We start from the raw sequence: 19,403 nt of genomic DNA on the forward strand, positions 1-19,403 counted from the left end.
CATTTCACGGCAAATAAATGTCTCGTGCGCGCAGGGATTCAGGAATGATCGCCGATAGGTCGGTGCGGCCTGCTCACGCGATCGGCTGGGCCGAAGAGCCGGCGGTCATGGCGTGCATGGGAAAGCGCAGCGTGGGATCGAAGGGGTTGACCAGCGAGGAAAGCTGCAGGGCTTCGCGCGCCAGCATATCCCGAACAATGGGTAGGCGCTCCTCGCTCAGGCGACTGTCGTGCGTGCCGATCGAGAGCGCCGCCACGACATTGCGGTTGCGGTCGAACACCGGCACGGCAATGCCGGCCATGCCTTGCAGCAGGCCGCTGTTCTTGGCGTTGTAGCCCAGTTCCAGCGTTTTTTTGATTTCAGTGCGCAGGTAGACCTCGTCGTAAACGTTGTAGTGTCGGATGCGCGGCAGGTTGTAGTGCAGCACTTCTTCCTGTTCGGCCGGCGGCAGATAGGCCAGGATGACCAGCGCGCCTTGCCCCACGCCCAGCGCGACGCGCCCACCGACATCGCCCGTGAACGTACGCACGGGGTACTGGCCTTCGACGCGATCGAGGCAGACCGCGTCGAAGCCCGAACGCACCAGCAGCAGCACCGTATCGCTCAGGCTCGCGTTCAGCCGCAGCAGAGCCGGTCGGGCCAGCGAACGCAGATCGCTTACCGCGCCGGCCTGCGCGGCCAGACAGAAAAGATCCAAGCTCAGTCGATAAATCTTGTTTTTGTCCTGCTCCACCATGCCCTCCTGCATCAGGCCCTGCAGCAGCCGGTGGGTGGTGGCCTGAGTCATTCCCAGCTTTTTTGCCAGGTACGTGACACGCGCGCCTTCGCGCTGCTGCTCGCCGAGCGCGCGCAGGATCTGGAAGGTGCGATGCATCGCGCTGCGCTGATGCGTGTCGTTGGATGCAGAGGAGGGCATATCGATAGGGCGGAATGGTGAATGGTCTTTCAGGAATTTTATTCCGTTAAACAGAATTTTTTAAATAAATCTTCCATTATTAGGGTTTCCATATAGGTGATGCGATGCCCATATCTCTAATAATTGAAATAACAAAATGAAGTTCTTCCGCAGCGCGAGGCCTTTCTGGTCCCGGAGATCGAGTGATGAGTTTTTTGCGTCTGAACCATGTGTCCAAGCAGTACGGCAGCCTGCATGTCGTGCGGGACTTCAGCCTGCAAGTGCAGAAGGGCGAGTTCGTCTCGCTGCTGGGGCCTTCGGGCTGCGGCAAGACCACCACCTTGCAGATGATCGCCGGGTTCGCCGACGTGACCGAAGGAACGATCGAGCTCGACGGCGTCGACATCACGCGTACCAAGGCCAATTCCCGCGGTCTGGGCATCGTGTTCCAGACTTATGCGCTATTCCCCCACATGACGGCGCGCCAGAACGTCGAGTTCGGCCTGGAAATGCGCAAGATCCCCGCCGCTCGGCGCCGCGAGCGCGTCGAACAGGCTCTGGCGCTGGTGCATCTGGACAAGTACGCAGATCGATACCCGCGCGAACTCTCGGGCGGCCAGCGCCAGCGCGTGGCGCTGGCTCGCGCGTTGGTCATCGAACCGCCCGTGCTGCTGCTGGACGAGCCCATGTCCAACCTGGACGCCAAGCTGCGCGAGGAAATGCAATTCGAGTTGCGTGAGATACAGCGCAAGGTGGGCACGACCACCATCATGGTCACGCACGACCAAGCCGAGGCCATGTCCACCAGCGACCGCGTGGTCGTGATGGAAGCGGGGCGCATCACGCAGGTCGATACACCGTTGTCGGTGTACGAACACCCGCGCAATGCCTTCATCTCGACCTTCGTCGGCAAAACCAATCTGCTGCAGGCCGTCGTGCAGCCGGGGCCGGACGGGGCCGCCTGGGCCAGGGTCGGCCCGGTGCGCATGGCTGCGCCCACCGGTGCGCCGGCCGCCGGCCCCGTCGTCCTGGCCCTGCGTCCGGAGAAGATCACCTGTACCTCGGCAGGCGCCGGCCGCTGCGAGGGGCAGGTGGCCGAGCGTTTTTTCCTCGGCAATCTCTGGATGTACACCGTGCGCAGTCCGCTGGGCGATCTGCTGGTATCGACTGTCAACGACGGCGGGCCGGCCTGCGACATCGGTCAGGTCGTGGGGCTGGACTGGCAGGACGGCAATGTGCGCGTGATCGGCGAGTCGCGAGGAGAGGGCGCATGAAGCGCCGCATCGCCTGGGCGCCCTGGGGCATGATCGCCCCGGCGCTGCTGCTGTTCATCGTGCTGATGCTGATCCCGTTGGCGATGACCGTGGCGCTGTCGTTCAACGCCTTCGATCCGGACAAGGGAACGATCCCGGGCACTTTCACGCTGGCCCACTATCTGCACGTTGTCCAGGATCCCTACTACTACGGCATCTTCTGGCGCACGATACGCCTGTCGGTGCTGGTGACGCTGATCTGCATCCTGGTCGGCGCGCCCGAGGCTTACATCCTGAGCCGCATGGGCAAGCCCTGGCGCTCCCTATTCCTGCTGGTCATCCTCGCGCCGCTGCTCGTTTCGGTGGTTGTGCGCGCCTTCGGCTGGAGCATGCTGCTGAGCCCGGATGGGCTGATCAACGACGCGCTGCGGTTCATCGGCGTGGGCCGGGTCAAGCTGCTGTACAACGAGACCGCCATCGTGATCGCGTTGGTGCACGTGATGATGCCCTTCATGGTGATTCCGGTCTGGACGTCGCTGCAGAAGCTCGACCCCTGGGTGGAAAACGCCTCGCTGTCGCTGTCGGCGTCGCACTTCACGACCTTGCGCCGCGTGGTGCTGCCGCAGATCATGCCGGGCATTCTTTCCGGCAGCCTGATCGTGTTCGGCCTGTCGGCAAGCTCCTTCGTCATCCCGGGCCTGCTGGGCGGGCGTCGGGTGAAGATGGTCGCCACGTTGGTCTACGACCAGTACCTGACCGAGCTGAACTGGCCGCTGGGCGCGGCCATCGCCTTCATTCTGCTGGCGGCCAACCTGGTCATCATGCTGGGCTGGAGCCGCATGATCGAACGCCGCTACAAGAAGACGCTGGGTTAAGGAGTACGGCCATGCAAAGAAACGGACCGATCGCCCTGGCCTTTAACGCCCTGGTCATCATTTTCATGCTGGCGCCGCTGGTGGTCGTGTGCCTGGTCGCCTTTACGCCGGCCGAAACCCTGCAGATCCCCACGCACCATTTTTCGCTGCGCTGGTTCGACCGGCTGCTGCACTCGCAGCAGTTCGTGCAATCGTTCTGGACCAGTCTGTGGCTGGGTGTGCTGTCGGCCACTTTCTCGACCTTGCTCGCGGTGCCTGCGGCCATGGCCATCGTGCGATACGAAATACCGGGGCGCAATTTCCTGCAGGGGGTGTTCCTGTCGCCCCTGATCATTCCGCAGCTGGTGCTGGGCGTCGCGCTGCTGCATATGCTGGCTGTGATAGGCGAGCAGGGCAGCTTTGCCTGGCTGGTCTTGGCCCACACGCTCGTGGTCACGCCCTATACCTTGCGGCTGGTCATGGCGGCGCTGGTCGGGTACGACCGAACGGCAGAACAGGCCGCGTATTCGCTGGGCGCAAGCAGCGCCACGGTGTTCCTGCGCATGACGCTGCCGATGGTCCTGGCCGGCATCACCGGAGGGTGGCTGCTGGCCTTCATCAACAGTTTCGACGAATTGACCATGTCCATCTTCGTGGTGTCGCCGGCCACCGTGACGCTGCCGGTGCGCATGTATATGTACGCGACCGAGTCGCTGGATCCAATGATGGCCGCCGTGTCTGCACTGATCGTCTTTCTCACCCTGGGGTTGATGCTCCTGCTGGACAAGGTGTATGGCCTGGATCGGGTTCTGGTCGGCAAGCATTGATTGACGGAATATCGACGATGACCATGCAAGCACCGCGCGCACAGCTGTGCCGCCTCAAAGAACGCGACCGTCCGGCAGTGGCCTTCGAACTCGACGGCCGGCCAGCCTCGGCGTTGGCCGGCGACACCGTGTTGACTGCGGTGCTGACGCAATCGCGCCAGCTGCGCATCAACGAATTCAGCGGGCAGCCGCGTGCCGGTTTCTGCATGATGGGCGCCTGCCAGGATTGCTGGGTGCGCCTGGCCGACGGCCGCTCGCTGCGCGCCTGCCAGACCATGATCGAGCCGGGCATGAGGATCCGCACGCTGCAGGGAGAGGCGTGATGGCGCCGTCCGATTTCATGCTGCGGCGTCAGGTCCGTGAGGAATTGCCGCCCGTCATCGTGGGCGCCGGCCCGGCCGGCGTGCGCGCCGCCCAGGCCTTGCTGGCGCACGGCCTGACGCCCGTCGTGGTGGACGAGTCGCCGCGCGCCGGCGGCCAGATCTATCGCAGGCAACCGCACGGTTTCACGCGGGACGCCAAGGCCCTGTACGGCACCGAGGCCGCCCGCGCGCAGAACCTGCACGCCACGTTCGACCGTATGACTCCGAGCCTGGATTACCGCCCGCAGACGCTGCTATGGAATGCCCAGCCCGATTGTCTGGACTTGCTGCATGTACCGACGCGCGAGGCCAGTGCCTTGGCCTGGCGCGACGTGATCGTGGCCACCGGCGCCACCGACCGTGTGCTGCCCGTGCCGGGCTGGACGCTGCCCGGCGTCTATACCTTGGGCGGCGCGCAGGTGGCGCTCAAGTACCAGGGGTGCGCCATCGGCGATGCTGTGGTCTTTGCGGGCACCGGGCCTTTGCTGTATCTGGTGGCCTGCCAATATGCCAAGGCCGGCGCGAACGTGGTCGCGGTGCTGGACACCGCGCCAGCGGCGCAGCGCTACAAGGCCGCGCTGGCCATGTCGGCACAGCCTGCGGTGGCCGCCAAGGGTATCGCACTGGTCGCCTGGCTCAAGCTGCACGGCATCCCCATGCACCACGGCGTGCAGCTGCTGCGGGCCGAAGGCCGGGAAGCGCTGGCCCAGGTGGCATGGCGCGACCATGAGGGCCGCGAGCGGCGCACCGCATGCACGGCCCTGGGCCTGGGCCACGCCCTGCGGCCCGAAACGCAGCTGGCCGATCTGCTGGACTGCGAGTTCGAGTTTTCACCCTTGCATCGTTGTCATGTGCCCCGCATCGACGAGATGCGGCGCGCGTCGACGCCCGGCGTCTACCTGGCCGGAGACGGCGCCGGCATCATGGGCGCCGACGCGGCGGAAATGTCGGGCGAGCTCGCGGCGCTGGCGCTGCTGCTGGACCGGGGCATCGCAATCGACGCCGGCCGTGCAACCTTGCTGCGCGGGCGCTTGAAAAAAATCGAGCAATTCCGGCATGCGTTGGAAGTTGCCTTTCCCTTTCCTCAGGACTGGGCGGCGCAAGCGCAGGACGATCTGGTGGTGTGCCGCTGCGAAAACGTCACCGCCGGTACGCTGCGCCGTACCGCGCTCGAGTGCGGCGCGCGCGAGATCAATCGTCTTAAGGCCTTGTGCCGAGTGGGCATGGGTCGATGCCAGGGCCGCATGTGCGGTGCCGCGGCGACGGAGATCCTGGCGCAGGTGCACGCCGTGCCGGTGTCGCAGGTGGGACGGCTGCGCGGCCAGGCGCCCGTCAAACCGCTGCCGCTGGACCTCACGGTGCGGGAGGCGGCACATGATTGAGCAACTGGCGAGCGATGTGGCCGTCATCGGAGGCGGCATCATGGGCAGCGCCGCAGCGCTGTTCCTGCGCAAGCGCGGACTGACGGTGACGCTGCTCGAGCGCGATCTGTGCGGCTCGCACTCGAGCGGCATCAATTTCGGCGGCGTGCGCAGGCAGGGACGCGGGCTGGAGCAACTGCCCCTGGCGCAGCGTTCGCATCAGCTCTGGGGCCGGCTGGCCGAGCTGATCGGCACCGAAGCCGAATATGAACGCAGCGGCCATTTCAAGATCGCCCGCAGCGCGGCCGACATGCAATCGCTGGCCCGCTATGCCGAACAGGCCAACGAGTACGGCCTGCAGCTGCAACTGATCGAAGGCCGTGATGCGCTGCGCAAATGCTTTCCCATGGGAGGCGAGCGCGTCGTCGGCGGCTCGCTTTGCCCCGACGACGGCCAGGCCAATCCGCGCTTGATTTCGCCGGCGTTCGCCCGCGCCGCGCAGGGCGCCGGCGCCGATGTGCGCGAACGCGCGCCGGTCCTGTCCGTGGCGCACGATGGCGCGCGATTCGTCATCGAGGCGCGCCAGCCCGATCGGGATCTGACGATCAAGGCCCCCATGCTGCTCAATTGCGCCGGAGCCTGGGCCGCGCCGTTCGCCGCGCAGTGGGGCGAACCCGTGCCATTGCGCGTCATACCGCCCGCCATGGGCGTGACCGAACCCCTGCCGTTCTTTCTGCCCTGGAGTCTGGGCGTTGAGGGCGGCGGCATTTATTGCCGCCAGGTGCGTCGCGGCAACGTGGTGTTCGGCGGCGGGCGCGGCTATCTGCAGGACGGCATGCGCGCGCGATCGCCTAATACGGGCATTCTGAGCCAGCTACCGCAGCTGGCCGATCTGCTGCCGCAGCTGAAAACGGCGCACATCATTCGCACCTGGAGCGGCAGCGAGGCCGAGATGCCGGATGACAACCCCGTGCTGGGCGCGAGCGCGAAACGTCCGGGTCTGTTCCATGCTTTTGGTTTTTCCGGCGCCGGATTCCAGCTGGGTCCCGGCGTGGGCGACGTCATGGCCGAGCTGATTGCAGAAGGCCGCACCAGTACTCCCATCGACGCTTTTTCCATCCAGCGTTTTTTGCAAGCCCAGGTTTGACCCACACAGGAGACCACGATGTCCAAGCATCACGCGAAGTTCTCACTCACGGCTTTGACGGCAGGCGCCTTGCTGCTCGCGGCAGGTTGCGCGCACGCCGATACCAAAACGCTGTATATCGGCATGAACGGCGGCAATATGGAACGCGTCTACACGCAATTCGTGTTCCCTCCGTTCGAGAAGGCCAACAATGTCAAGGTGGTCGTGGTGCCGGGCACCTCTACCGACATCCTGGCCAAGGCGCAGGCGACCAAGGGCCATGCGCAGATGCACATCATGACGCTGGACGACGGCGTCATGTATCGCGCGATCAAGATGGGCCTGTGCGAGAAACTCCAGCCGTCGAGTTCGCTTTCCCAGATCCCCGCCGTCGCGCGCATGAAGGACGATTACGCGGTCGGCCTGGGCATGGGTTTGACCGGCTTGTCCTACAGCACCAAGATTTTCGCCGACAAGGGCTGGGCGCCGCCCACGTCCTGGGCCGATCTGGCCAATCCCAAGTACAAGGGCAAGGTAGTGGTGGAGTCCATGCCCAGCTCTTCGTTCGGTCTTGATGCGTTCCTGATGTTCAACCGCATCAAGGGCGGCAGCGAGAAGAACGTCGAGCCCGGCTTCAAAGCCTGGCCGACCACCGTCGGCCCGAACGTGACCGAGTACATTCCCAATTCGTCCAAGGTCATCGAGATGATGCAGCAAGGGGATGCCGCGATCTTCCCCTATACCTTCACCCAGACCGAATTGATGAAATCCAAGGGCATCCCGATCGGTTTTGTCGCGCCCAAGGAAGGCGCCGTGGTCCTGATGACCGCGCAGTGCGTGCTGGCCGGCAATCCCGACGATGCCCTGGCGCAAAAGCTGGCGGCCTATCTGATCAGCCCTCAGGCACAGGCCCTGGGGATGATCCATGGCTCTTTCAATCCGGTCAATCCGGACACCCCGCTCACGGGCGCCGCCGCCGAGCAGCAGGACCGCATGAAAGCGGTGCTGAACAAGGCCGTGGTGCTGGACTGGGATGCGATCAATGCCGATCGCGCCGGCTGGGACAAGCGCTGGAACCGCGAGATCGAACGCTGATACGCGAAAGGCAGTGCGCAGCTTGCGGGGCACGGATCCGTGGCCGCGCGCGTCAGGGCGTCTGGAGCAGGGGCTCCAGCGCCCGCCATACGTTTTCCATCAGGCGCGGCTGGGCGCTTGCCACCGGGTGCAGGCCATCGGCCTGAAACAGGCTGCGGTCGGCCGCGATGCCCTCCAGCAGAAACGGCACCAGCGCGGCATGTTCGCTGCGCGCCACCTCCGGGAACACTTGCATGAAGCGCTGCGCATAGTCGCGTCCGTAATTGGGCGGGATCTGCATGCCGACGATGAGCACGCGGGCGCCGGCATGCAGAGATCTGCGCGCCATGGCGCGCAGATTCTGTTCTGTGGCGTCCAGTGACAGCCCGCGCAGGGCGTCGTTGGCGCCCAGCTCCAGCACTACGACGGCCGGCTGGTCCCGGGTAAGAAGAGCGGGCAGACGCGCGAGCCCGCCACGGGTAGTGTCGCCGCTGATGCTGGTGTTGACGATACGGTAATTGGGGTATCGTTGGGCCAATCTGGCACCCAACAGCGGTACCCAGCCCGTCCCGCGCGCGATGCCGTATTCTGCGGACAGACTGTCGCCCACCACCAGCACCGTCTTGGCGGCTCCGGGGGCCGCGGCAGCCCATGCGCGGATCGGCAGCCACATGGCGACCAGAAAAGGCAAGATGAAAAGGGCGAACCCTGCAAGGCGAGATAGCTTAGGAATCGGCGGACGCATGGAAAGCAGCAATTCGATCGAGGTTAGGGGGCTGGGCAAACGCGTAGCCGATGCCGGCGGCGAGTTGACCATACTCGATGGTATCGAATTCACGGCGCGGCCGGGTAGCGCAGTCGCCATTACCGGCAGTTCAGGCTCGGGCAAGTCGACGCTGCTGGGCCTGCTGGCCGGGCTGGATGTGCCGAGCGAGGGCAGCGTGATACTGGCCGGCCATGACCTTTTCGCATTGGATGAGGACGCGCGCGCGCGTCTGCGCGCCGCGCACGTCGGCTTCGTGTTCCAGTCCTTTCAGCTGTTGCCCAACCTGACCGCGCTGGAGAACGTGATGCTGCCGCTGGAACTGGCCGGCAAACCCGCCGCCGAGGCGGCACGGACCATGCTCGAGCGCGTAGGCCTGGGCGCGCGCCTGCATCACTATCCGCGTACGCTTTCCGGGGGAGAGCAGCAGCGCGTTTCGCTGGCCCGCGCGTTCGTCGTGCAGCCCAGCCTGCTGTTTGCCGACGAGCCCACCGGCAGCCTGGATGCCGCCAGCGGAGAAAAAATCATCGATCTGATGTTTTCGATGCACCAGGAGCAGCGCACGACACTAGTGCTCGTGACGCACGATGCACAACTGGCGGCTCGCTGCGGGCAGCAGATCGTCCTGCATGCCGGCAGGCTGGTCGCTCCGACGGGCAAGGCCTGACCAAGAGACCCCATGATCGACCTGCGCAACATCGAGACGTTTTTCTGGGTGGCCACGCTGGGCGGCTTTCGCGCCGCGGCGGAAAAGCTCAACGCCACGCAGCCGGCCATTTCGCAGCGCATCGCCTTGCTCGAATCCGACCTCGGGGTGCGCCTGTTCGAGCGCAATACCCGCGGCATCACGCTCACGCCCAAGGGCAGCGAACTGCTCTCGCATGCCGAGCGCATGCTGCAGATGCGCCAGGACATGCAGGTCGCAGCGCGGGCGCGCAAGATCATGGGCGGCACGCTGCGACTGGGGGTGTCCGAGACCATCGTGCACACCTGGCTGCCGCGCTTGATGGAGCGGCTCTCCGATGCCTATCCGGCGCTCATGGTGGAGATCCAGGTCGACACCACCACCTCGCTCAAATCGCAGCTGATCGCGCATCAGATCGATCTGGCCTTTCTGCTCGAACCCATGGACGATTCGCGCATCGAGAGTCTGCATCTGTGCCAGTACCCGCTGCACTGGATAGCAGGGCCGACGCTGAAAGTCGGGCGCCAGCCCGTGACGCTGCAGCGTCTGTCGCAATGGCCCGTCATCACCTATTCGTCGACGACCGGCCCCTACCGCATGGTGCGCGAGTTGATGCTCGCTGCCGGTATCGAACGCCCTCGCATGTACGGCAGTTCGGCCGTGAGCGTCATCGTGCGCATGGCGCAAGACGGTGTGGGCACCGGCGTGCTGGCCACGGTCTTTCTCGCCAAGGAAATCGAACGCGGCGAGTTGCGCGTGCTCGAGGTCAAGGCGCCGCCGCTGCCGCCGCTGCGCTACGCCGCTTGCTGGATGCAGCGTCCCGACAGTCACGTGGCGCGCACGGTGGCCGAGGTGGCACAGCGCATCGCGCGCGAAGAAGACGCGAAATATCAGGCCATACACATCAGGCAAAACCCTGATAAGAATTTCTTATAAGTGCCTATCGCAACATATGATTGGACGTCGCGTGTCGATTTCTATGGAATAGCTCCCAGCCGATCATGGCATCGGAGCTGATTCAAAGGAATTGCCATCATGACATCGACCGCACTCGCCGATCTTGCCTATCAGACTCGCCTGGATGCGCGCAGCGGCAGGCTCGACGCACCCACCGCCAATCTGGCGCCGGGTTGCGTGCAGGCCAATCTGGCCATTTTGCCGCGCGCGCTGGCGTCCGATTTTCTGCTTTTCTGCCAACGCAATCCCAAGCCCTGTCCGCTTCTGGCCATGTCGGAGCCGGGCAATCCGGCATTGCCGGAGCTCGGCCGCGACATCGACATCCGCACCGACATTCCGCGCTACCGCGTCTGGCGCGACGGCGAGATGGTGGCCGAGCCGCGCGACTTGCGCGAATTCTGGCGCGACGACCTGGTGTCCTTTCTCATCGGCTGTTCCTTTTCGTTCGAAGAGGCAATGCTCGAAAACAATCTGCCGGTGCGCCATATCGAGCAGGGCTGCAACGTGCCCATGTACCGCACGGGCATCGCCACCAACCCGGCAGGGGTGTTCGGCGGACCGATGGTCGTGTCCATGCGCCCGCTCAAGGCCGCCGACGCCATTCGCGCCATCCAGGTCACCTCGCGCTTTCCCTCGGTGCACGGTGCGCCCGTGCACCTGGGAAATCCCGCAGAAATCGGCATCGCCGATATCGATAAACCCGACTACGGCGATCCGGTCGAGATCCGAGAGGGTGAAATCCCGGTGTTCTGGGCTTGCGGGGTCACGCCTCAATCCGTGGTGGCTGCGGTAAAACCTGAATACTGCATCACACACGCACCGGGCTATATGCTGGTTACCGACCTGCTCAACAGCAGGATTGCAGTCTTTTGATGTTCGTTTTCCACCCTCTATTTTCCAGGAGTCGACGCATGAAAAAGAATATCCTCGCTGGCGTGCTGGCCAGTCTGGCCATGGCGGCAACGCTACCTGCACACGCCGCGGACAAGGTCGTCCGCATTGGCGCGATCTATCCGTTGACCGGCTCGCTGGCCTCGACCGGCCAGGAACTGAAAGAAGCCATCGACCTGGCTGTCGACCTCATCAATAATCCGCACAATGATCCCGGCCTTGCCGGCATTTCTATTGCCCAGGGCAAGGGCTTGCCCAATCTGGGCGGCGCCAAGATCAAGATCGTGTTCGAGGATTCGCAGGGCAAGCCGGAGATCGGCCTGGCCGATGCCCAGCGCCTGATCGACCAAGAGCACGTGGTAGCTCTGACCGGCGCCTACCAGTCCGACGTCACCAAGACGGCCAGCCGCATCGCCGAGCAGCACGGCATTCCCTACCTGAACGCCGAGTCGAGCAGCCCCGATCTGACCCAGCGCGGCTATCAGTGGTTCTTCCGCACGACGCCCAACGACGAGACCTTCATCGAGAACATGATGCAGTTTCTCGATACGATCAAGTCTCAGCCTACCAAGAAGATCGCCGTGGTGTACGAGAACACCGATTTCGGCGTGAACACCTACAAGGCCGTCAAGAAGTTCGCCGAGAAATACCATCGCCAGATCGTTGCCAATATCGCCTACAGCGCCAATTCCCCGTCGGTGACCGCCGAAGTGCAGAAGCTGGCCGCCGCAAAGCCCGACGTGGCCATCTTCGCCAGCTACGTGTCCGACGCCATGCTGTTCGTGCGCACGATGCGCGAAATGAAGTATGCGCCGCCCTTGCTCCTGGCCAATGACGCCGGTTTCATCGACACGCGTTTCATCCAGGAAATGGGTCCGCAGGTGCAGGGTGCGCTTACACGTGACGTGTGGGCTACCGACGTGACCGGCGCCAAGCCCGCGCTCAAGGCCATCAACGACCTGTTCAAGGCCAAGTACGGCAAGGGGCTCAACGGCAACAACGCCCGCTCGCTGGAAGGCATTCTGGTGCTGGCCGATGCGATCAACCGCGCCGGCTCGACCGATCCGCAGGCCATACGCAAGGCCCTGATCGCGACCAATCTGAGCGCCGATCAGATCGTGATGCCCTGGGCCGGTGTGAAGTTCGACGCCAACGGGCAGAACACCGAGGGTTCGGGATTGATTCTGCAGATGGACGGCCCTGGCTACAAGACGGTCTGGCCTGCTTCGTATCGCACCGATGCAAGCCTGCCCAAGCTGCCTTTTGCCTGGAAGTAAGACCGCGCGGCGCGCGTCGTAGCGCGCGCCGCAGCGTGTATGAGAGCAAATTGGCCACGCCTCCGGCGTGAGCCGCTCCAAGGGGAAATTAAAAATGCTGGAAGCGCTGCTGGCCGGTTTGTTCAACGGCCTGATTTACGCCGCCGTGGCGGTGGGGCTGGCGCTGATATGGGGCATTACGGACGTCATCAATTTCGCTCATGGCGAATTCCTGATGCTGGCCATGTATGCCGCCTATTGGCTCTTTACGCTGGGACACCTGGACCCGGCGATGTCGGCGCCGCTGGTCGCCGTGTTGCTGGCTTTCGTGGGGTTTCTGACCTACGCCCTCGTCATCAAACGGCTGCAGAACGGGCCGCCGATGACCGTCATCCTGGCCACGTTCGGCCTGAGCCTGGTGCTGCGCCAGGTTGCCTTCATCGCCTTCACGCCCGATTTCCGCACGCTGCCGGACACCTGGCTTTCGGGCAGCGTGTCGCTGGGAGGCATCGCGATGGGCCGACCCTCGGTGGTCACCGGCCTGATCTCGCTGGTGATGGTGATCGCGCTCTTCGTGCTGGTCTACCGCACGCGCTGGGGCCATGCCCTGCAGGCGGTGGCCGAGGATCGCCAGGTTGCTGCCTTGGTGGGCATTCCGCCTGACCGCATCAACGCCCAGGTGTGGATGCTGGGCAGCGCCGCGGTGGGACTCGCAGGCGCCTTGCTCACCACGTTCTTTTACGTGTTTCCGTCGGTCGGCACCGTATTTGCCCTGCTGGCCTTCGTGGCGGTGTGCATGGGCGGCTTCGGCTCGCTGGCGGGAGCCGTCGTCGCCGGCGTCCTGATCGGCGTGATCGAAGCCATGACAGGGTATTTCGTGGAGCCCGCCTTGAAGACGGTCAGCATCTACATCCTGTTCATTCTGGTTCTCTGGTATCGGCCGCGCGGCCTGTTCGGGCGGTGGTGACATGACGACGCAAATATTCGAATCCGGCAAGAACCGGCACCGGCCGGTGCTGTGGGCAGCCGTCATCGCGCTGTTCCTGGGGCTTCTGCCGTTCGCAGTCAAAGACTCCTTTACGCTGCAGGTGCTGCTGCTGGCCATCATGTTCGGCGCCCTGGGCGCGAGCTGGAACCTGGTGGGCGGCTTTCTGGGCCGCGTTTCTTTCGGCCACGGCGTGTTCATCGGCATGGGTGCCTACACCACCTTGCTGCTGCTGCACTATGCGAAGGTCTCTCCGCTCATCGGCATCCCGCTGGGCGGCCTGATCTGCGCCTTGCTGGCCTGGGTCGTGGGCGGGCCCACGCTGCGGCTGTCGGGTCATTACTTCGCCATGGCCACCATCGCGCTGCTGCAGATCGGCCTGCTGCTCTTCACCAACTGGGACTGGGCAGGCGGCGCCACGGGTCTGGAAGCGCCCATCCGCGACGCGGGCTGGATGCTGTTGTTCCGCACCAAGGTGCCGTACTACCGCATCGCCGTGCTGCTGGCCTTCGTGACCTTCTGCGCGACGTACTTCCTGGTTCATTCGCGAGTCGGTTTCTACTGGCGCGCCATCAACGGCGACGAGGGCGCCGCGCGCAGCCTGGGAGTGCCGGCCGATCGCTACAAGATGCTGGCCTTCGTGATCTCGGCGGGCCTGACGGGCATGTGGGGCGGATTCTTCGCCATGTACGTGGGTTTCATTGATCCCGACTCCCTGTTCAGCCTGACCACATCGGTGCAGATCGTGCTGGTGGCCATTCTGGGCGGCGTGGGTACGCTGATCGGGCCGTGGCTGGGCGCCGCCGTGTTGCTGCCCATGTCGGAGGGCCTGCGCGTGATGATGGGCAGCGCCGGGGCCGGCATGGACCTGCTGGTGTTCGGCCTGGTCATTTTGCTGGTCACCCTTTTCCTGCCCGGCGGGCTGATTACCTTGAGGAGGCGCCGCCGTGGCACTTCTGGACGTTAAAAACCTGACCAAGCGCTTCGGCGGTCTGGTCGCCAACAAGGACATCTCGCTGTCGGTCGATGGCGGCGAAATCGTCGCCATCATCGGCCCCAACGGGGCAGGCAAGAGCACCTTGTTCAACGGCCTGGCCGGTCATCACGAACCTACCTCGGGCACGGTGCAATTCAACGGTGCATCGCTGGCGGGCAAGAAGCCCGAGCAGGTAGCCGCCTTGGGATTGGCGCGCACTTACCAGATCCCGCGCAACTTCGGGCAGATGACGGTGCTGGAGAATGCGATGGTCGGCGCCATGCTGCGCCATGCCCGTCTGGACAACGCGCGCCGCGAAGCTGCCCGTGTGCTCGACCTGGTGGGGCTGGCCGAGCGCGCCGATGTGCGGGCATCCGAGCTGAACGTGGCCGGTCAGAAGCGGGTGGAACTGGCGCGCGCGCTGGCCACCGAGCCTCGCATGTTGCTGCTCGACGAAGTGGCGGGCGGCCTCAATCCTACCGAGGCCATCGCACTGGCCGAGATCCTGCGCGGCATCCATGCCAAGGGCGTGACGCTGGTCATCGTCGAGCACGTGCTCGAAGTGGTGATGCGCCTGGCCCAGCGTGTGCTGGTGCTGAACTTCGGGCAGATGATCGCCGAAGGGCCGCCGGCCGAGATCGTGCGCAACCCGATCGTGATCGAGGCCTATCTTGGGAGAAAACACCGTGTCTGAGCCCATGCTCAAAATCGAAGGCCTGCACGTGTCGTACGGCGGCGTGCAGGCCGTGCAGGACGTGTCCCTGGAGGTGCGTCCCGGAGAGATCACGGCGCTGCTGGGCGCGAACGGCGCCGGCAAGTCCAGCACGCTGATGGCCATCATCGGGGCGGTCAGGCCCAAGAGCGGCCGCGTGATTTTCGAAGGACGCGACATCACCGGCACGCCGCCGGAAAAGCTGGTCGCGCAGGGCATTGCCATGATCCCCGAAGGCGCGCGCGTATTCGCTCGCCAGCCGGTGGAGCAGAATCTGCGTCTGGGCGCTTATACGGTGCGTGACGCCGCCGTGAGCCGGCAGCGGCTGGAACACGTGTACCGACTGTTCCCGCGCCTTCAGGAACGCCGCGAGCAACTGGCCGGCACCATGTCGGGCGGCGAGCGCCAGATGCTGGCCATAGGCCGGGCACTGATGAGCGGGCCGCGGCTTTTGCTGATCGACGAACCCAGTCTGGGTTTGTCCCCGCTCCTGGTCGAACAAGTGTTCGATGCGCTGGTCGAGCTCAATCGCGAAAGCGGGGTCACCGTGCTTCTGGTGGAGCAGAACATGGCGCAGGCGCTGGAGGCCGCCGCGCGGGCCTATGTGATGCAAAGCGGGCGGATCGCTCTGTCTGGAGATTCCGCGGAGCTCGCGGCCTCCGATGAGGTGCGCAAAGCGTATCTAGGCATGTAAGCCGCGGCCCGGCATCGGGCGCACTCGACACTTTCCTTGACTTCCCCGGACGACGGCGCAGCCGTCGCCCCAGGGTTCTTGCAACCTTTTTTTGGTGCATAACGTTATGAAATGGCAATTCTGGATCGATCGTGGGGGCACGTTCACCGACATCGTGGCGCGCAGGCCCGACGGCAGCACGGCCACGGCCAAGATGCTGTCCGAAAACCCCGAGCAGTACCGCGACGCGGCGGTGGCAGGCATACGCAAACTGCTGGGCATCGCGCCCGACCTGCCTGTGCCGGCCGAGCTGGTCGATTGCGTGAAAATGGGCACCACGGTGGCCACCAATGCGCTGCTCGAGCGCAAGGGCGAGCCTACGCTGCTGGTGGCCACGCGCGGCTTTCGCGATGCATTGCGCATCGCCTATCAGAATCGGCCGCGGCTCTTCGACCGCAACGTGATACTGCCCGAAATGCTTTACGAATCGGTGATCGAAGCCGACGAGCGGCTCGACGCCGCGGGGCGCGTGGCGAGCCCGCTCGACGATGCCGCGCTGCGCCGCGATCTGCAGGCGGCCTACGAGCGCGGTCTGCGCGCGGTGGCCATTGTCTTCATGCATGCCTGGATCGAGCCCGCGCATGAAATGCGCGCCGCCGAACTCGCGCGCGAAATCGGCTTTGCACAGGTTTCCGTCTCGCACGAGGCGAGTCCGCTCATCAAGTACGTGTCGCGGGGCGACACCACGGTGGTCGACGCCTACCTGTCGCCCATCCTGCGGCGCTATGTGAACCAGGTGGCTGGCGAGCTGCCGGGTATACGCCTCATGTTCATGCAGTCGTCGGGCGGGCTGACCGACGCCCACCGCTTTCGCGGCAAGGACGCGATCCTGTCCGGTCCGGCCGGCGGCATCGTGGGCATGGTGCGCACCAGCGAGCAGGCGGGTTTCAACCGCGTGATCGGCTTCGACATGGGCGGCACGTCTACCGACGTGTCGCACTACGCGGGCGAATTCGAGCGCGAGTTCGAGACCAGCGTGGCCGGCGTGCGCATGCGCGCGCCCATGATGAGCATCCACACCGTGGCCGCCGGAGGCGGATCCGTTCTGCACTTCGACGGCTCGCGTCTGCGGGTGGGCCCGGATTCGGCCGGCGCCAACCCCGGGCCGGCCTGCTATCGGCGCGGCGGTCCGCTGGCCGTGACCGACTGCAATGTGTTGCTGGGCAAGATCCAGCCCGACTTCTTTCCCAAGGTTTTCGGTCCCGGCGCTGATCAGCCGCTGGATCGCGAGGCCGTGGCGCAGCGATTTGCCGAGATGGCCGATGCGGTGCGGCGCGAGACGGGTCGCGATATGACGTCCGAACAGCTGGCCGAGGGCTTCCTGGAAATCGCCGTAGGCAGCATGGCCGAGGCCATCAAGCGCATCTCGGTGCAGCGCGGGCACGACGTGACCGATTACGCGCTCACGGTTTTCGGCGGCGCGGGCGGCCAGCATGCCTGCCTGGTGGCCGATGCGCTGGGCATGGGTACGGTGTATGCGCATCCCTTGGCCGGCGTGCTGTCGGCCTATGGCATGGGCTTGGCCAACCAGACCGAGATGCGGCAACGAACCGTGGAGAAGGTACTGTCGCCCGAGCTCGTCCCGGAGCTGGCGGCGGGGCTGGACGAGCTCGCCGCGCAGGCCGAGGGCGAACTGCGGCGCCAGCAGGTGCGCGCCGAGGACATCCGCGTGCAGCGCCGCCTGCATTTGAAATACCGCGGCACGGACACGGCATTGGAAGTGCCCTGGGGCAGCCCGGACGACGCGCGCGCCGCCTTCGAGGCGGCCTACCGCCAGCGCTATTCTTTCCTCATGCCCGGGCGCGAGCTGGTCGTCGAAACGCTCTCTGTGGAGGCAACCGGCGGCGGCGAGAGCGGCGCAGAAATGCCCGTCAAGCGCGCACGTGCCGGCGCTTTGGCCTCGCGCCAGACCGTGCGCATGTTCAGCGGCGGCGTCTGGCACGATACCCCGCTGTATGTGCGCGAAGACACTGCGCCCGGCGATGTGATGCTGGGGCCTGCGATCATCTCCGAGCCCAACCAGACCACCGTGGTCGAGCCCGGATGGGAAGCCCGCGTCACCGCGCTGGATCATCTGGTGCTCAAGCGCGTGGCCCCGCGCGCGCAGCGCCGAGCCATCGGTACCGACGTCGACCCGATCATGCTGGAGGTGTTCAACAATCTTTTCATGTCCATCGCCGAGCAGATGGGCTATCGCCTGCAGAACACCGCCTATTCGGTCACCATCAAGGAGCGCCTGGATTTTTCCTGCGCAATCTTCGACGCGCAAGGCAATCTCATCGCCAACGCGCCGCACATGCCGGTGCATCTGGGCTCGATGGGCGAGTCGATCAAGACCGTCATGCGCGAGAATGCCGGCCGAATGCGGCCGGGCGACAGCTATGTGGTGAACGATCCTTACAACGGCGGCACGCATCTGCCGGACCTGACGGTGATCACGCCCGTGTTCGACCATGAAGGCAAGGAAATCTTGTTCTATGTGGGCTCGCGCGGCCATCATGCGGACATCGGCGGCACCACGCCGGGTTCCATGCCGCCCGATTCGCGCACGGTGCAGGAAGAGGGTGTGCTCTTCACCAACTTCCAGCTGGTGCGCGACGGCGAGTTCCGCGAAGCCGCGGCGCGAGACATTCTGGCATCGGGCCGATGGCCTGCCCGCAATCCCGACCAGAACATCGCCGACATGCAGGCTCAGATCGCCGCCAATGAAAAGGGCGTGAACGAGTTGCTGAAGATGTGCAACCACTTCGGCCTTGATGTGGTGCGCGCCTATATGGGCCATGTGCAGGACAACGCCGAAGAAGCTGTGCGCCGCGTGATTTCGGTGCTCAAGGACGGCAGCTACGAATATCCCCTGGACAACGGCGCGGTCATCAAGGTGGCCGTCCGGGTCGACGCTGCGGCACGCACGGCGCAGGTGGATTTCACCGGCACGTCGGCGCAACTGACGAACAATTTCAATGCGCCCGGTTCCATCTCCGTAGCGGCAGTGCTGTACGTGTTCCGCACCCTGGTCGATGACGAAATCCCCATGAACGCGGGCTGCCTCAAGCCGATCGAGATCATCGTGCCGGAAGGCTCCATGCTGCGACCTCGTCCGCCGGCCTCGGTGGTGGCGGGCAACGTCGAGACCTCGATGTGCGTGGTCAACGCGCTGTACGGCGCCTTGGGCGTGCTGGCAGCCAGCCAGGGCACGATGAACAACTTCACCTTCGGCAATGCGCGTTACCAGTATTACGAGACGATCTCGGGCGGAACGGGCGCCGGGCCCTTGCGCATCGACGCCACGGGGCCGCGCGACGAGGGCTTCGACGGTACGTCGGTGGTTCAGGCACATATGACCAACTCGCGCCTGACCGACCCCGAAGTCCTGGAACTGCGATTTCCGGTGAGGCTGGAGTCGTATGCGATACGCGAGGGATCGGGCGGAGCCGGCCGCTATCGGGGCGGTAACGGCGGCATACGTCGTATTCGCTTTCTGGAAGACATGACGGCGGCCATTCTGTCCAACAATCGTCGCTATGCGCCGTTCGGCCTGGCGGGAGGCTCTCCCGGCATGACGGGGCGCAATCTTGTCGAGCGCGCCGACGGTTCGGTGCAGCAGCTCGGGCCGCAAGACAGCGTGCAGCTTCATCCCGGCGACGTGTTTGTAGTCGAGACGCCGGGAGGAGGAGGATACGGAGAGCCATGATC

18 protein-coding genes are annotated in these 19,403 nt (G+C 64.8%); 16 read left to right on the forward strand and 2 right to left on the reverse strand.

The genetic code is table 11. From position 1 onward, the window contains the following. Positions 1–73: 73 nt before the first annotated feature. Entirely contained in the window at positions 74–916 is an 843-nt protein-coding gene (locus ACTHJ1_RS14455) for an IclR family transcriptional regulator (RefSeq protein WP_440193544.1), read from the reverse strand. A gap of 185 nt (positions 917–1,101) precedes the next feature. On the opposite strand from ACTHJ1_RS14455, the gene ACTHJ1_RS14460 reads away from it, so the two are divergent. The 7 genes from ACTHJ1_RS14460 to ACTHJ1_RS14490 are packed head-to-tail and all read left to right on the forward strand — an operon-like array spanning position 1,102 to position 7,773. Beyond that, positions 1,102–2,169, forward strand: coding sequence for an ABC transporter ATP-binding protein (locus ACTHJ1_RS14460; protein WP_440193546.1), 1,068 nt, complete (start codon positions 1,102–1,104; stop codon positions 2,167–2,169). Next, the gene (locus ACTHJ1_RS14465; RefSeq protein WP_440193548.1) at positions 2,166–3,023 is read left to right on the forward strand and encodes an ABC transporter permease; all 858 of its coding nucleotides are present in this window, start codon (positions 2,166–2,168) and stop codon (positions 3,021–3,023) included. The genes ACTHJ1_RS14460 and ACTHJ1_RS14465 overlap by 4 nt, the downstream gene beginning before the upstream one ends. Positions 3,024–3,034: 11 nt before the next feature. Further along, on the forward strand, positions 3,035–3,829 hold the full coding sequence (locus ACTHJ1_RS14470; RefSeq protein WP_440193550.1) for an ABC transporter permease: 795 nt from the start codon (positions 3,035–3,037) through the stop codon (positions 3,827–3,829). Between the two features lie 23 nt (positions 3,830–3,852). Next, positions 3,853–4,152, forward strand: coding sequence for a (2Fe-2S)-binding protein (locus tag ACTHJ1_RS14475; protein ID WP_440193598.1), 300 nt, complete (start codon positions 3,853–3,855; stop codon positions 4,150–4,152). Further along, complete coding sequence (locus ACTHJ1_RS14480) at positions 4,152–5,573, forward strand: FAD-dependent oxidoreductase (RefSeq protein WP_440193552.1); 1,422 nt, start codon at positions 4,152–4,154, stop codon at positions 5,571–5,573. The genes ACTHJ1_RS14475 and ACTHJ1_RS14480 overlap by 1 nt, the downstream gene beginning before the upstream one ends. Then, complete coding sequence (locus ACTHJ1_RS14485; RefSeq protein WP_440193554.1) at positions 5,566–6,699, forward strand: NAD(P)/FAD-dependent oxidoreductase; 1,134 nt, start codon at positions 5,566–5,568, stop codon at positions 6,697–6,699. Before ACTHJ1_RS14480 ends, ACTHJ1_RS14485 begins: the two co-directional genes overlap by 8 nt. 18 nt (positions 6,700–6,717) lie before the next feature. Next, positions 6,718–7,773, forward strand: a complete 1,056-nt coding sequence (locus ACTHJ1_RS14490; protein WP_440193556.1) for an ABC transporter substrate-binding protein — start codon at positions 6,718–6,720, stop codon at positions 7,771–7,773. A 52-nt stretch (positions 7,774–7,825) separates the two neighbouring features. Here the strand turns inward: ACTHJ1_RS14490 and ACTHJ1_RS14495 are convergent, their stop codons facing one another. Further along, complete coding sequence (locus tag ACTHJ1_RS14495) at positions 7,826–8,425, reverse strand: arylesterase (protein ID WP_440193600.1); 600 nt, start codon at positions 8,423–8,425, stop codon at positions 7,826–7,828. Positions 8,426–8,495: 70 nt separating this feature from the next. On the opposite strand from ACTHJ1_RS14495, the gene ACTHJ1_RS14500 reads away from it, so the two are divergent. The 9 genes from ACTHJ1_RS14500 (at position 8,496) to ACTHJ1_RS14540 (ending at position 19,401) form a co-directional block, all read left to right on the forward strand. Further along, entirely contained in the window at positions 8,496–9,182 is a 687-nt protein-coding gene (locus tag ACTHJ1_RS14500) for an ABC transporter ATP-binding protein (protein WP_440193558.1), read from the forward strand. 12 nt (positions 9,183–9,194) lie between these two features. Continuing rightward, positions 9,195–10,136, forward strand: a complete 942-nt coding sequence (locus ACTHJ1_RS14505) for a LysR family transcriptional regulator (RefSeq protein WP_440193560.1) — start codon at positions 9,195–9,197, stop codon at positions 10,134–10,136. Between the two features lie 99 nt (positions 10,137–10,235). Continuing rightward, positions 10,236–11,030, forward strand: coding sequence for a putative hydro-lyase (locus tag ACTHJ1_RS14510; RefSeq protein WP_440193562.1), 795 nt, complete (start codon positions 10,236–10,238; stop codon positions 11,028–11,030). A gap of 38 nt (positions 11,031–11,068) precedes the next feature. Next, positions 11,069–12,325, forward strand: coding sequence for an ABC transporter substrate-binding protein (locus ACTHJ1_RS14515; protein WP_440193564.1), 1,257 nt, complete (start codon positions 11,069–11,071; stop codon positions 12,323–12,325). Positions 12,326–12,419: 94 nt separating this feature from the next. Continuing rightward, complete coding sequence (locus ACTHJ1_RS14520; RefSeq protein WP_440193566.1) at positions 12,420–13,271, forward strand: branched-chain amino acid ABC transporter permease; 852 nt, start codon at positions 12,420–12,422, stop codon at positions 13,269–13,271. Position 13,272: 1 nt separating this feature from the next. Beyond that, the gene (locus ACTHJ1_RS14525) at positions 13,273–14,256 is read left to right on the forward strand and encodes a branched-chain amino acid ABC transporter permease (protein ID WP_440193568.1); all 984 of its coding nucleotides are present in this window, start codon (positions 13,273–13,275) and stop codon (positions 14,254–14,256) included. Continuing rightward, positions 14,237–14,959 carry an ABC transporter ATP-binding protein gene (locus tag ACTHJ1_RS14530; RefSeq protein ID WP_440193570.1) on the forward strand — a complete coding sequence of 241 codons (723 nt, stop codon included), beginning with the start codon at positions 14,237–14,239 and terminating at the stop codon, positions 14,957–14,959. Before ACTHJ1_RS14525 ends, ACTHJ1_RS14530 begins: the two co-directional genes overlap by 20 nt. 4 nt (positions 14,960–14,963) lie before the next feature. Next, the gene (locus ACTHJ1_RS14535) at positions 14,964–15,671 is read left to right on the forward strand and encodes an ABC transporter ATP-binding protein (protein WP_440193602.1); all 708 of its coding nucleotides are present in this window, start codon (positions 14,964–14,966) and stop codon (positions 15,669–15,671) included. A 106-nt stretch (positions 15,672–15,777) separates the two neighbouring features. Then, positions 15,778–19,401, forward strand: coding sequence for a hydantoinase B/oxoprolinase family protein (locus ACTHJ1_RS14540; protein ID WP_440193572.1), 3,624 nt, complete (start codon positions 15,778–15,780; stop codon positions 19,399–19,401). Positions 19,402–19,403: the final 2 nt, after the last annotated feature.

It is taken from the genome of Bordetella sp. (genome assembly GCF_051960075.1).
In the GTDB taxonomy this organism is placed as follows: Bacteria; Pseudomonadota; Gammaproteobacteria; order Burkholderiales; family Burkholderiaceae_B; genus Bordetella.

Bases quoted from the DNA above. Each gene is read 5' to 3' on its own strand.
- ACTHJ1_RS14460 (WP_440193546.1), top strand. From the start codon at position 1,102: ATGAGTTTTTTGCGTCTGAACCATGTGTCCAAGCAGTACGGCAGCCTG.
- ACTHJ1_RS14500 (WP_440193558.1), top strand. From the start codon at position 8,496: ATGGAAAGCAGCAATTCGATCGAGGTTAGGGGGCTGGGCAAACGCGTA.
- ACTHJ1_RS14525 (WP_440193568.1), top strand. From the start codon at position 13,273: ATGACGACGCAAATATTCGAATCCGGCAAGAACCGGCACCGGCCGGTG.
- ACTHJ1_RS14520 (WP_440193566.1), top strand. From the start codon at position 12,420: ATGCTGGAAGCGCTGCTGGCCGGTTTGTTCAACGGCCTGATTTACGCC.
- ACTHJ1_RS14470 (WP_440193550.1), top strand. From the start codon at position 3,035: ATGCAAAGAAACGGACCGATCGCCCTGGCCTTTAACGCCCTGGTCATC.
- ACTHJ1_RS14465 (WP_440193548.1), top strand. From the start codon at position 2,166: ATGAAGCGCCGCATCGCCTGGGCGCCCTGGGGCATGATCGCCCCGGCG.
- ACTHJ1_RS14495 (WP_440193600.1), bottom strand. From the start codon at position 8,425: ATGTGGCTGCCGATCCGCGCATGGGCTGCCGCGGCCCCCGGAGCCGCC.
- ACTHJ1_RS14475 (WP_440193598.1), top strand. From the start codon at position 3,853: ATGCAAGCACCGCGCGCACAGCTGTGCCGCCTCAAAGAACGCGACCGT.
- ACTHJ1_RS14455 (WP_440193544.1), bottom strand. From the start codon at position 916: ATGCCCTCCTCTGCATCCAACGACACGCATCAGCGCAGCGCGATGCAT.
- ACTHJ1_RS14510 (WP_440193562.1), top strand. From the start codon at position 10,236: ATGACATCGACCGCACTCGCCGATCTTGCCTATCAGACTCGCCTGGAT.
- ACTHJ1_RS14505 (WP_440193560.1), top strand. From the start codon at position 9,195: ATGATCGACCTGCGCAACATCGAGACGTTTTTCTGGGTGGCCACGCTG.
- ACTHJ1_RS14485 (WP_440193554.1), top strand. From the start codon at position 5,566: ATGATTGAGCAACTGGCGAGCGATGTGGCCGTCATCGGAGGCGGCATC.
- ACTHJ1_RS14535 (WP_440193602.1), top strand. From the start codon at position 14,964: ATGCTCAAAATCGAAGGCCTGCACGTGTCGTACGGCGGCGTGCAGGCC.
- ACTHJ1_RS14540 (WP_440193572.1), top strand. From the start codon at position 15,778: ATGAAATGGCAATTCTGGATCGATCGTGGGGGCACGTTCACCGACATC.
- ACTHJ1_RS14490 (WP_440193556.1), top strand. From the start codon at position 6,718: ATGTCCAAGCATCACGCGAAGTTCTCACTCACGGCTTTGACGGCAGGC.
- ACTHJ1_RS14480 (WP_440193552.1), top strand. From the start codon at position 4,152: ATGGCGCCGTCCGATTTCATGCTGCGGCGTCAGGTCCGTGAGGAATTG.
- ACTHJ1_RS14515 (WP_440193564.1), top strand. From the start codon at position 11,069: ATGAAAAAGAATATCCTCGCTGGCGTGCTGGCCAGTCTGGCCATGGCG.